The sequence below is a fragment of the Pseudomonas sp. NPDC089422 genome (assembly GCF_044749405.1).
GTDB lineage: Bacteria > Pseudomonadota > Gammaproteobacteria > Pseudomonadales > Pseudomonadaceae > Aquipseudomonas.
In genome coordinates this window covers 801608-813020 of the sequence record NZ_JBIVHW010000001.1, presented here as the reverse complement: position 1 = coordinate 813020, position 11413 = coordinate 801608, and the positions used below count along the sequence as shown (strand labels likewise).

Genomic DNA, 11413 nt, shown 5'->3' with positions numbered 1-11413 from the left:
ACTATTCCGAGCAAGGCCATCGACTGGGGCAGCGCATCGATACCGCCAAGTACCTTAAGTTTCTGGAAGAACGCGACGAACTGGAGTACCGCATCAGCCAGATGCGCGAACTGGCCCTGCAAGCCAGCAACGATCACGACGCTTGGCTGGCCACCGCCGAAGCCGGCCATCTCGATGACCCATACAGCCTGGCGGCCGCTCTGGCCTGCTATGACCGGGACGAACTCAGCTCCGCTCGCGGACTGGAAATGTCTCTGGCACTGCTGATTCACCCGATGGGCCAGCCCGTGCCCGGCACCGAAGACCAGGACCTGCGGTTGCAGCGCCTGGAGCGCTGGCTGGACCAGCACGACAGCCCGCTGTACGAAGCGTTGGCGCCCTTTAACCCGTTCCGCGACAAGGCCGACTCGATCGGCACCTTGTTCGGTGCCAGTGACAACATCATCGAAGGTCTCGTCGGCCGATTTCCGGCTTATGCCGGTATCACTGACCTCACGGCTCAATCGGTCAGCACCGTGGTGCTCAAGCGCATGAGCGGGAAAACGCGGTGGGACGCTAGCAACAGCCTGCGCCAGCAAGTGCAGGCCGCAGCGCGCGAGGCCAATGCCGAGAAGGCACTGGGGCTGCTGGCGGTGCGATACAACATTACCGACAAGCTGATCCTCGAGAATCCCTTTAGCCAGGAAGTAGATAAATATCTGAAAAGCGGGATGGCGCAAGTAGAGGAAATGAAGCAGTTGCGCATCAAGGGCAGCAGGACAGTGACACTGGAGATGACCAAAACATCAACGGTAAAGCCAACGCCACTCGGGCTGCTCACATCTACCGGGGGGACGGGTCTGAATGTGACAATGCTGTGGTTCAACGTGTTTGCGCTGAAAGCGGCGTATAACAGCCTGCAGAAGAGCGATGCGCCGGAATATGCCTTAGGCTTCGCCGCGTCAATTTTTGGGGTGATCGGTGCCACAGCAGCAACGCTGGTGGGTGTAAGAGCCACACAAAAAGCACTTATATTGCAGTACGCCCCGACGACGCCGGGCCTGGCGTTCGGTAATGGCCTTACCAAATTCATAGGCAGCAATTTGTTTACGAGGATCTCGGGATATCCTGCAATTGTTCTAGGATTCTTTTCGGACTTACAAAAGTCCAGGCGACAGAGTACTAATGGCGATCTAACTGCTTCAGACCTTACGTTTTATGGAGGCAGCTCTGTCGCCATGGGCTCTGCGTTGGTTTTGGAGGGCAGTCTTGCTATCGCAGGGGCCACAACAGTAATTCCATTTGCCGGATGGGCTGCAGCGGCAATTGTATTGCTTGGAACAGCCATCATAGTGGGCGGTCTGTATTTACATGCCATGGCAAATGAGCGCCTGCATAGACCGATAGAGTTGTGGGCCTCAAGAAGTGTTTTCGGCAATCGCCTAAACGACGGCGAAATACGGCCAGGCATCACTCTGAACTTTGAAAAGAAGCTCCCTCATTACACCGACATCAAGGAAGAGATAAAGAATTGGCATGCAGCCTACTATCTGCCACTTTTACTTTCGTCCAAAGAAACAAAAAGACTTGGACTTCAGGGGCTCAGTAGCCGCTGGAAGGGACATGCCGTATTAACGCCAGCCGATTGGTATATGGCCGTTCACAGTACTGGCACTGACAGATCGCCAACTGTGGAGTTTACGATTTTACTGCCAGCATTCATATTATCGCAAAGCGAATGGAGCGCAACGTTGAGCAGCGTAAACAACAAGCAGAATGTGAGCATTTTTCCGACAAACCCTGAATGCTACCTAACCAGCAGTGGGCTTGTACTAAACTTCAGAAACGCAATTCGCGCTCATGCAGATGCCACGCTGACAGTCATCTATCACCCAGCACATGGACTAGATGATGAGGCACATTCCACTGCTCAGTTCACAATCGAGAAATAGCCAATGACGACGACATGGTTATTCCCCTCGCGCCCCCGCTCAAAAACCTCACCTAAAATCAACGGCCAAGCAATCAGTATAAGCAGCGTTCATTTGGTATTGCGAAACCCGTGGATAATCGACTCCGTTTTCATGGGAAAACTGTACACAGCCATAACCTTGTTCTCAGCAGCATACCTATACCCAGGAATAATGGATGACGTATACCGCCACACGCTAACATCAAGACCACACTCAATGATTCAGTATTTAATCTCACCTTTGATCTTTACTCCTTTTTTAGCTTACAGAATCCACCTCATTAAAAATCTATCGGATTTCCACCTAAACAGGTTAACAAGAAGAGTTTATTACCAGCGTAGAAAAACACTCATTGATTTCGACTGGGATATTACCGGAGGTGGTGTTTTCAAACGTACCGAGTTCGGTGGTTCCTCTTTCAGCTCCAGCTACGCCCTAGCATTTGCTCCTCGCAGGGAAGACCACAGTCTTCACCAAGAGGACTGCCTCTGGATCGACAGCAATGAACCCACCGCGTCCGACATAAAGTATGTCGAAGAAGTCTGGGAATACCTCCGCCATTTCATGGATCACGGTCCTGACAAGCTTCCTCCGCCCGGTGAGCCCAACTGGTGGCACAGGCCCCTACACGCCATCTGTCTTACCCCAGCAGAAGCCTGGCGCCACTACGCCCCATGGCGCACTGGCGAACCCGGTGAAATGCAGGGCAAGAAGAACTGGCAATTGCCGTTCTGGGCCGTGCTGTTTCCCTACAACCTTTCCGTAGCCATATGTTGGTACGTGATATGTCGCCTCTTCAATGTGCGGGCAGCACCTGCACCACCCGAGGCGTTTGAAGAGGCTCCGACTCAATCCACCAGACGCAAACGCAAATAGACCGAGCTGCAATGTAGAGGGCCGCCATGCGGCCCTTCGTCGGCACACCCCACAAATCCCCTGAAACAAGTTGAACATCTGCCTCCAGTAAGCTTCCAAAAGATGATACGTGCCATCCTTTTGCCAGGAGCCTGCCGCCCATGCCCACCCAGCCTTTCCTGCTGTGCCAACGCCCAGGAGCCCAGCGGCCATGAAGATGCCCGGCCGCGCGCCCAACGCCAGCCTGCAGCTCGACTACGTCCGCGACACCCTGTTCGGCCCGGTAGCCCTGAGCGTGGAATGCCAATGCCAGCTCGCCGCCCTCAACCTCCAGGGCCGCCCCGCCCTGCGCCTGCATATCTGTCCGCCACTGCCGGACAAGGTCGAGCGCGCCCACAGCGTGGCGTTCGTCTGGGATGGGCGCAGCTACCGTGGGGTGGTCCGTGACCAGGGCAAATGCGGCGATGGCGGCCTGAATCTGTTGCTGGAGCTGCAGTAACAAGTCGATCAACGGCGACGCACCCGGCTGAACCTGGCGCAAACGGCGGATCTCCATAACTACAAGGCCCTGCCTTCTGGAGAACGCCATGAACAGCCCGTTGCTCAAGCTCTTCACCCACCCCGCCGACGCCTGGATAGACATCCGTCGCGCCGAGGAAGACCACCCGCAACAATACCTGCCGCGCCTGTTGGTGCTGGCGCTGATCCCTGCCCTGTGCCTGTTCGTCGGCACCACCACTTTCGGCTGGAGCCTGGCCACTGAAGACCGCGTGCGCCTGAGCATGGCCAGCGCCGCGCAACTGGCCGGGCTACTGTATGCCACCACGGTGGTCGGGGTGATGTTGATGGGGGTGATGATCCGCTGGATGTCGCGCGGCTTCGATGCTCAACCGACGCTCAATCAATGCATCGGCTTTGCTGCCTATTGCGCCACGCCGTGGTTCTTCGCCGGCGTGTTCGGTCTGGTGCCGATCCGCTGGTTGGCACTGCTGGCACTGGTCGCCGCTTCAGCCTACGCCACGATGTTGCTGTACGGCGGCTTGCAGACCTTCCTGCGCCTGCGCAAGGAGCAGGCCATGCTGTTTGCCAGCTGCGTGTGGGGGGTGGGGTTGCTGTTGCTGGTGACCATCCTGGTGTCGATGATCCTGTTCTGGACCAACGGCCTGATGCCAGAATACGTGCGCCCGGCCAGCCTCGGCTGACCGGTGCACTTCAGGTGCTCAGGCAATGGCCCTGAGCGCCGCCGGGTGGGTATCTCGCAGCGCATGCAGCTGGCCGACCAGGTTCACCAGGTCGCGACAGCTGTTCAAGCTTTGCAGTGAGACCCCGGAGAGGGTCACGCCCTCCTCCAGGCTTTGCCCTTGACCCAGGCGGATGGTCAGGGTGGTGCCGTCCGGGCAGCTGACCTCGCAGCGGTCGGGCAGGCAGGCCTGCTCGATGATCTGCCGCATTTCCAGCATCGAAACTCCTATCAACGACATGGTACGACCCTCTTTGTACTTGGATGGCCTGTTGTGTGTGAGTACGCCTTTGGCAGGCAGGGCGCCAATTGATATTGCGCATGCCCAAGCGGGGCGTCCATGCGCCGGGGCAATGATCGTGCGGAAGAATCATTTAGCACCTTAGTGGAAGAACGATGATCGGCCTCGCCTGTTTGATCGAATGCTGGCACTTCACGACAGGCGGTCGCTGAACGGACTATTTGTCGCCCAGGGACGCCCATAGATGCTGCGCAGCATAAGCGCGCCAGGGGCGCCAGGCCTGGGCGCGTTCGGCCAGTTGGGCGTCGGGACCTTCCAGCAGGCGCAAGGCTTTGACCAGCGCTACATCGCCCAGCGGCAACGCATCTGCGGCGCCTGCCTGGCGCAGCGCCAGATAGAGGGCGCTCCAGGGGCCGATGCCTTTCAGCCGGCAGAGGTTGGCCAACAGAGGCTCCAGGGCCTGGCCCTTTTGCAGCAGTTCTGGTTCTGCCAGCAGTGCCCGCGCCAACGTACCCAGGGTGGCAGCGCGTGCCCGGGGCATGCCCAGGTTTTCCAGGTCGGCGTTGGCGAGCACGTGCGGCGTCGGAAAGACATGGGTCAGGCCGGCGGCCGGTAGACGCAGTGGCTGGCCATGACGCGCCACCAGGCGCCCGGCCAGGGTCATAGCACCCGCCACGCTGATCTGCTGGCCGAGCACCGTGCGCATGGCTTGCTCGCAGGCGTCCCAGCCCTGAGGGACGCGCAAGCCCGGGCGGGCGGCGAGCAGCCTGGCCATCAAGGGATCGCGGCACAGCTCGGCGGCGATGCGCGTGGGGTTGGCGTCGAGGTCGAAGAAGCGGCGAATGCGGGCGATCAGGCTGGGGACAGCTGAGGCAGGCACGCCACTGAGCTGGACAAACAAGCGATTGCCGCTGGCGGGCCGGGCTTCGAGTACGCCGTGTTTGTCTGCAACGGGGAAACTGCGGCGATAGGTGCCAGCGCTGAAGGTCTCGATGCCGGGGATGCAGCGGGCGGCCAGGAAGGCCTGGGTCGAAGGCCAATGGTAGGGCGTGGGGTAGCGCAGCCACAAAGTGTGCTGGCCGGTGGCACTGAGTGAGCGGTGGACGGCGTGCAGTCGGGACAGAGGCATCGCAGCATCATGCCAAGATTTGCAGGGTTTGTACCGGCCTCTTCGCGGGTAAACCCGCTCCCACAGGGACCGCACAGATTTCAGAGCCTGTGCAGTATTCTGTGGGAGCGGGATTACCCGCGAAGAGGCCGGTACAGGCAGTCAATGATCCAGGGCAGCACCCTCGCCCGCCATCTGCCCAAAGCGCCCGGCGTGGAAATCATCGAACGACTCGGCAATCTCCGCCTGGCTGTTCATCACGAACGGGCCATAACCGACGATAGGTTCGTCGATCGGTTCACCGCTGAGCAGCAACACGCTGGCGCCCTCGAGCACCTCGATGGCGACATCCGCGCCACCGCGCTCCAACAGCACCAGGCTGGCCGGGCCGGCTTCACCCTCGCCGTTGACCCGCACGGTACCGCGCAACACCACCAGTGCAGCATTGTGGCCGTCGGCGATCGGCAACTGCAGGCTGGCACCCGCCTTCAGGCGCAGGTCCCATACCTCCATCGGGGTAAAGGTCCGCGCAGGGCCCGCATGCCCTTGATAGGCACCGGCGATCACCCGCAGGCTACCGGCGTCGCCTTCCAGTTGCACCACGGGGATATCCGTCGACAGCAGCGTCTGGTAACCGGCAGCCGCTCGCTTGTCACGCCCCGGCAGGTTGACCCACAGCTGCACCATCTCCAGGGTCCCGCCATTACGGGCGAACGCCGGGGAATGGAACTCTTCGTGGATGATGCCGTTGGCAGCCGTCATCCATTGCACGTCACCCGGGCCGATCAGGCCGCCGGCACCCGTGGAGTCGCGGTGCTCCAGCTCGCCTTGATAGACGATGGTCACGGTCTCGAACCCGCGGTGCGGGTGCTGGCCGACACCGCGACGGTCGGTGGTCGAGGTGAAGTCGTAGGGGCCGGCATAGTCCAGCAGCAGGAACGGGCTGATCTTGCTGGCCAGGTTGTCGTAGGTGAACAGGCTGCGCACCGGGAAACCATCACCCACCCAATGGGCATGAGGGCTGCGGTGGATACCCAGGATCTTTTTCATGAGAAGTCTCCTCTCTAAGGCTGGGTTAACCTTACCAACGAGCCCAATAAGCTGGTAGCCGGCTGAAATGGCACTGATCGTTCCATAAATGGAACAGCCTTTCACGCTTGCAGGTAGTCGAGCACCTTCTGCGCGGCCATCGCCGGATCTTCCTGCATGAAGCAGTGCCCACCGGGGACCTGAACGGCGTTTACCGCCGGGTTGAGGCTGGCCAGGCGCTGCACCGAGTGTGGCACGAAGGGATAGGTGTGCTCGCCATAGAGCGCCAGGGTGGGTACCTGGATGGCAGCCAGCTGCGCCCACATGCGCGACGGGAACGAGCTGAAAATCTCCACCTCGCGGCTGGGCCGACACTTGAGTACCACGCCTTCGCCACAGTCACCGATCGCGTGCTCGACATACGCCTGCAGCGCCGCGTCGCTCCAGCCTTTGAAGATGCCGCGCCCGTGCAGCGATGCCCGCGCCGCCTCGCGGTCCGGCCAATGGCTGCGCCGGCTGGCAGCCTTGCGCGCCAAGGCATGCCGACGGTGCAGGCCGACCAGCGCCGCAGCGCCCATCACGCCGATCATGCGCCGGCTGAACAGCACCGGATCGAGCAACACGGCACGGGCGAACAAGCCCGGCTGGCTGGCCAGCATCAACCCGGTCAGCACGCCACCGAAGCTGTGCCCCACGGCATACCTGGGAACCTCGCCATATTCCCCACGGCCGGCCTCGAAGGCCTCCACCGCCAGCGCAGCGGTTCGGTTCCAGCCACGGAATTCACCGCCATGGTCGCTGTCACCATGGCCCTGCACATCGCAGAGCCACAGATCGAAATGTTCACTCAGGCTCAGCAGCAACGGCTGATAGGCCAGGCAGCAAAAGCCATTGCCGTGCAGGAAATGCAGCAACGGCTTGCCGCTGGCTGGCGAGCGCCAGCCACGCAAGGTGAAGCCTTCGGAGCTGTCAAAGGACCAGGGAATCAACTGCATCGGCTTGCTGTACTCATGGGTTCATGAAAACGCCGATTCTACAAACAGCAGCGGGTAGAGTGAAATCACCAGCAGCAAGGCCATCAAGACATTGAACAGCATCAGCCAGCGCGGGTTCTGCAGCAGGTTGCGCAAGGCGCTGCCAAACATCACCCAGACGCCGACGCTGGGCAGGTTGACCAGGGCGAACAGCGCAGCAATCACCACCACATTCATGACATACCCCTGGGCCGGCGTGTAGGTGGTGATCGCCCCCACCGCCATCACCCAGGCCTTGGGGTTGACCCACTGGAATGCCGCAGCGCCCCAGAACCCCAGCGGCTTGCGCGCGCTCGGCGAGTCGCCGCCGAGCGGCCCTGAGGTGGCGATCTTCCAGGCCAGGTACAGCAAGTAGGCCGCACCGGTATAACGCAACACGGTGTACAGCGCCGGCCAGGCCTTGAACACCTCGCCCAGGCCCAGGCCCACCGCCAGCACCATGACCATGAAGCCGACGCTGATGCCCATGGCATGCGGGATCGAGCGGCGCACGCCGAAGTTCACGCCCGAGGCCAGCAGCATGGTGTTGTTGGGCCCCGGTGTGATCGAGGAGACGAAGGCAAACAGCACGAAGGCGGTCAGCAGGTCGGCAGAAGCAAGCATGGCAGGCATTCCAGAATCGTTGCAGGTGCTGTCACACTAACGGAGTCGCCCTGCCCTGCGACCGGTACAGTTGCATTAAATTATGCAGATACACATCACTGTACCCTTCACTAGAACAAGGAAGCCCCAGCATGAGCCTGACCATCCGCCCTGCCGTTCGCGCCGATGCCGCGCAGATTCTTGCCTACATCACCGAACTGGCCGAGTACGAGCGCGCCCGTCACGAAGTGGTCGCCACCCTTGCCGATATCGAGCGCAGCCTGTTCGATGAAGGCAGCACCGTGCACAGCCTGATGTGCGAGCGCGACGGCAAGGCCATCGGCTTTGCCGTGTATTTCTTCAGCTATTCCACCTGGCAGGGCCGCAACGGCATCTACCTGGAAGACCTGTACATCACCCCTGAGCAGCGTGGTGGGGGCGCAGGTCGGGATGTGCTGCGGCACATCGCGCGCGAAGCCGTGGCCAAAGGTTGCGGGCGCTTCGAGTGGAGTGTGCTGGACTGGAACGAGCCAGCGATCGGCTTCTACCAGTCGCTGGGTGCCGAGCCGCAGGATGAGTGGGTGCGCTACCGGCTCGATGGGGACAAGCTGTTGGCGTTTGCCAAGGGCTGAAACTCAAACTACCCCGGGCGTGGCGCGCACCCGGCACATCACCACGGCGACCAGCAGTACGTTGGTCAGCGCCAGCAGGCACAGGGTCAGCAATACCCCCATCGAACCAAAGTGCTCGAACACCAAGCCCCCCACCACCGGCGTGAGTGCCTGCCCGATCAGCGACGGCCGCGACATGCGCCCCATCAGCAGAACATATTGCGCCGGCGGCATCATCGCCAGCGGCAGCAGCCCACGCACGATCGCCCGCAGGCCATTGCCGCAGCCGAACACCAGCAAACCCACCGCCGTGGCTGCCGGTACGAAGGTCACCATCAGCAACCCGATCAGTACCAGGCTGACCCAGGCCAGGGCGGTCCAGATCGGGTGGCGCTTGCCCGCCAGAATTTGCAGCACCCGCGACGCCACCTGGCTGGGCCCGAGCATCGCCGCCAGGCCGATGGCCACCGGCAGCGAATGCCCCAACCCCTGCAGCACGGCCACCAGCTGTACGGCGATGGTGGTCATGATGATCGCGCCGATGGCGAACATGCTGGTCAGCAGCAGGTACAGCGGCCGGTCCACGCCGACCGCTTCGCCTTGTGCCTGCGCCTTGGCCGGCACTTCGACTCGACCGCCCGCCGGCAGCACCCGCCAATACAGCGGCGCCACTACCACGATCAGCACCAGCGCATAGCACACGCACGTCGCCCGCCAGCCAACGTGTTCGATGGCCAGGGCCACGGTCGGCCAGGACAGGGTCGAGGCGAAGCCGGCGATCAGGGTGATGCCGGTGATGGCCTTGCCCGCGCCTTCGCCGTACAACCCGCCGAGGGTGGCGAACAGTGCTTCATACAAACCCATGGCCATGCCAATACCGATCACCGCCCAGGCCAGCAGGAACAGGCCGAGGTTGTGGCTGGCCGCCATGATCAGCAGCCCCACCGCCACCACCGCGCCGCTGGCGGCCATTTGCGGGCGGCCGCCGTAGCGGGCGACCAGCCGGCTGGACAATGGGGCCAATAGCGCCGAAACCATGAGGCTCAGGGACAGCGCGCCATATACCCATTGGCTGGGCCAGCCGGTGTCGCGGCTGATCGGGTTGGCCATCACTGCCATGAGGAAGAACGAGCCGCCCCAGACCAGGATTTGCAGCACGCCGAGGAGGACGATGCCGAGGGGGCCGGGCAGGCGGTGGTAGGTGTGCAAGATGGGGCCTATTTCAATCGCTGTGCGGGGGGCTGTGCCGGCTTCTTGCGGGGCAAGCCCGCTCCTACAGGGTCTCCACAGCATTCAGGACCTGTGCAGTACTTGTAGGAGCGGGCTTGCCCCGCGAAGAGGCCGGCACAACTTTTAGAGTGCCTACCCGCCAGCTCCGTCACATGCCCGCCATCGATGATGCAGGCGGACATATCATTGCGCGTGATAATAGCTTTCGCTCCGTTCGATTCGTGCGCCACGCGCAAGACACTCACACTCCGCCCACTACTAATACATTGGCGGAGTTCTCCATGGATCACTCACTCAAACCCTTGCGCTTTCCCCTCGCTGCCCTGGCAGTGGTGGTGCTCAGCGCTTGTGGCCGCACCCCTGACGCCGTGCAGGCTCCCGCCGCGCCCAAGGTCAGCGTCGCCAAGGTCATCGAACAGCCGATCAACGAGTGGGACGAGTTCACCGGCCGCCTGGAAGCGCCGGAAACCGTCGAAGTGCGCCCACGGGTCTCCGGTCAGATCGACCTGGTAGCCTTCATTGAAGGTGCCCAGGTGAAGAAAGGCGACCTGCTGTTCCAGATCGACCCGCGCCCGTTCCAGGCTGAAGTCCGCCGCCTCGAAGCCCAGCTGCAACAGGCCAAGGCCACCGCCATCCGCAGCGCCAACGAAGCCCGCCGTGGCGAGCGCCTGCGTGACAGCAACGCCATTTCCGCCGAACTCGCCGAGTCGCGCAGCAGCGCCGCTGCCGAAGCCCGCGCCGGGGTCGATGCGATCCAGGCCCAGCTCGACCTGGCCCGCCTGAACCTCAGCTTCACCCGCGTCACCGCGCCGATCAGCGGCCGCGTCAGCCGCGCCGAATTCACCGCCGGCAACATCGTCACCGCCGATGTCACCCCGCTGACCAGCGTGGTGTCCACCGACAAGGTCTACGCCTACTTCGACGCCGACGAGCGCGTGTACCTCAAGTACACCCAGCTGGCGCGCGAAGGCCAGCGCGGCCAGAGCACCCCGGTGTACCTGGGCCTGACCAACGAAACCGGCAACCCGCACCTGGGCCAGATGAACTTCGTCGACAACCAGGTCAACCCGCGCACCGGCACCATCCGTGGCCGTGCCGTGTTCGACAACCGCGACGGCCAGTTCACGCCAGGCCTGTATGCGCGCCTGAAGCTGGTCGGCAGTGCCCAGTACGACGCCGTGCTGATCAACGACGAAGCGGTCGGCACCGACCTTGGCAAGAAGTTCGTGCTGGTCATGGACAAGGACAACAAGGCGGCCTACCGCGCCGTGGAACTGGGGCCGAAGCTCGAAGGCCTGCGCATCGTGCGCAGCGGCCTGGCCAAGGACGATCGCATCGTGGTCAAGGGCCTGCAGCGCGTGCGCCCAGGTTCGCCGGTGACCCCGGAAGAAACCCCGATGGCCAGTGAACAGACCCTCGCCGCCCTCGCCCAACAGCGCCAGGCCCTCGAAGCCAGCAACCCGGCGCAGAAAGTAGCGGGCTCCACCGAAAAAGTCGCCAGCGCCCAGGCGCCACGCGGTTAAGGGACCAC

General features: G+C 62.1%; 12 protein-coding genes. 6 read left to right on the top strand and 6 right to left on the bottom strand.

The window, feature by feature from the left end; all coding sequences use genetic code 11:
- The 4 genes from ACIPZ8_RS03725 to ACIPZ8_RS03710 all read left to right on the top strand — a co-directional run.
- Window positions 1–1931, top strand: a 1931-nt coding sequence (locus ACIPZ8_RS03725; protein WP_400719710.1) for a T6SS effector BTH_I2691 family protein, incomplete at its 5' end; no start/stop codon positions are given.
- 3 nt (window positions 1932–1934) lie between these two features.
- The gene (locus ACIPZ8_RS03720) at window positions 1935–2828 is read left to right on the top strand and encodes a hypothetical protein (protein WP_400719708.1); all 894 of its coding nucleotides are present in this window, start codon (window positions 1935–1937) and stop codon (window positions 2826–2828) included.
- Window positions 2829–3018: 190 nt separating this feature from the next.
- The gene (locus ACIPZ8_RS03715) at window positions 3019–3306 is read left to right on the top strand and encodes a hypothetical protein (protein ID WP_103447117.1); all 288 of its coding nucleotides are present in this window, start codon (window positions 3019–3021) and stop codon (window positions 3304–3306) included.
- Window positions 3307–3394: 88 nt separating this feature from the next.
- Window positions 3395–4009 (top strand): Yip1 family protein, encoded by a 615-nt coding sequence (locus ACIPZ8_RS03710; RefSeq protein WP_400719706.1) that lies wholly within the window; start codon window positions 3395–3397, stop codon window positions 4007–4009.
- An 18-nt stretch (window positions 4010–4027) separates the two neighbouring features.
- Here the strand turns inward: ACIPZ8_RS03710 and ACIPZ8_RS03705 are convergent, their stop codons facing one another.
- From ACIPZ8_RS03705 to ACIPZ8_RS03685, 5 genes are all read right to left on the bottom strand, one after another.
- Entirely contained in the window at window positions 4028–4288 is a 261-nt protein-coding gene (locus ACIPZ8_RS03705) for a DUF1652 domain-containing protein (RefSeq protein WP_294338464.1), read from the bottom strand.
- A 217-nt stretch (window positions 4289–4505) separates the two neighbouring features.
- Complete coding sequence (locus ACIPZ8_RS03700) at window positions 4506–5417, bottom strand: DNA-3-methyladenine glycosylase family protein (RefSeq protein WP_400719704.1); 912 nt, start codon at window positions 5415–5417, stop codon at window positions 4506–4508.
- Between the two features lie 141 nt (window positions 5418–5558).
- Window positions 5559–6446 (bottom strand): pirin family protein, encoded by an 888-nt coding sequence (locus tag ACIPZ8_RS03695; protein ID WP_400719702.1) that lies wholly within the window; start codon window positions 6444–6446, stop codon window positions 5559–5561.
- A gap of 101 nt (window positions 6447–6547) precedes the next feature.
- Window positions 6548–7420 carry an alpha/beta fold hydrolase gene (locus ACIPZ8_RS03690; protein ID WP_400719700.1) on the bottom strand — a complete coding sequence of 291 codons (873 nt, stop codon included), beginning with the start codon at window positions 7418–7420 and terminating at the stop codon, window positions 6548–6550.
- Between the two features lie 21 nt (window positions 7421–7441).
- Entirely contained in the window at window positions 7442–8071 is a 630-nt protein-coding gene (locus ACIPZ8_RS03685; RefSeq protein ID WP_103447112.1) for a LysE family translocator, read from the bottom strand.
- 122 nt (window positions 8072–8193) lie between these two features.
- Between ACIPZ8_RS03685 and ACIPZ8_RS03680 the strand changes: the two genes are divergently transcribed.
- The gene (locus tag ACIPZ8_RS03680) at window positions 8194–8673 is read left to right on the top strand and encodes a GNAT family N-acetyltransferase (RefSeq protein ID WP_400719698.1); all 480 of its coding nucleotides are present in this window, start codon (window positions 8194–8196) and stop codon (window positions 8671–8673) included.
- A gap of 3 nt (window positions 8674–8676) precedes the next feature.
- Here the strand turns inward: ACIPZ8_RS03680 and ACIPZ8_RS03675 are convergent, their stop codons facing one another.
- Window positions 8677–9810: an MFS transporter gene (locus ACIPZ8_RS03675; protein WP_400719752.1), complete on the bottom strand. Its 1134-nt coding sequence runs from the start codon at window positions 9808–9810 to the stop codon at window positions 8677–8679.
- A gap of 353 nt (window positions 9811–10163) precedes the next feature.
- Between ACIPZ8_RS03675 and mexE the strand changes: the two genes are divergently transcribed.
- Window positions 10164–11405, top strand: a complete 1242-nt coding sequence (gene mexE, locus ACIPZ8_RS03670; protein ID WP_400719696.1) for a multidrug efflux RND transporter periplasmic adaptor subunit MexE — start codon at window positions 10164–10166, stop codon at window positions 11403–11405.
- Window positions 11406–11413 lie beyond the last annotated feature (8 nt).

Excerpts from the sequence above, each read along its gene's own strand:
- ACIPZ8_RS03690 (WP_400719700.1), bottom strand. The coding sequence starts at position 7,420 with ATGCAGTTGATTCCCTGGTCCTTTGACAGCTCCGAAGGCTTCACCTTG.
- ACIPZ8_RS03720 (WP_400719708.1), top strand. The coding sequence starts at position 1,935 with ATGACGACGACATGGTTATTCCCCTCGCGCCCCCGCTCAAAAACCTCA.
- ACIPZ8_RS03700 (WP_400719704.1), bottom strand. The coding sequence starts at position 5,417 with ATGCCTCTGTCCCGACTGCACGCCGTCCACCGCTCACTCAGTGCCACC.
- ACIPZ8_RS03710 (WP_400719706.1), top strand. The coding sequence starts at position 3,395 with ATGAACAGCCCGTTGCTCAAGCTCTTCACCCACCCCGCCGACGCCTGG.
- ACIPZ8_RS03685 (WP_103447112.1), bottom strand. The coding sequence starts at position 8,071 with ATGCCTGCCATGCTTGCTTCTGCCGACCTGCTGACCGCCTTCGTGCTG.
- ACIPZ8_RS03680 (WP_400719698.1), top strand. The coding sequence starts at position 8,194 with ATGAGCCTGACCATCCGCCCTGCCGTTCGCGCCGATGCCGCGCAGATT.
- ACIPZ8_RS03695 (WP_400719702.1), bottom strand. The coding sequence starts at position 6,446 with ATGAAAAAGATCCTGGGTATCCACCGCAGCCCTCATGCCCATTGGGTG.
- mexE (WP_400719696.1), top strand. The coding sequence starts at position 10,164 with ATGGATCACTCACTCAAACCCTTGCGCTTTCCCCTCGCTGCCCTGGCA.
- ACIPZ8_RS03715 (WP_103447117.1), top strand. The coding sequence starts at position 3,019 with ATGAAGATGCCCGGCCGCGCGCCCAACGCCAGCCTGCAGCTCGACTAC.
- ACIPZ8_RS03705 (WP_294338464.1), bottom strand. The coding sequence starts at position 4,288 with ATGTCGTTGATAGGAGTTTCGATGCTGGAAATGCGGCAGATCATCGAG.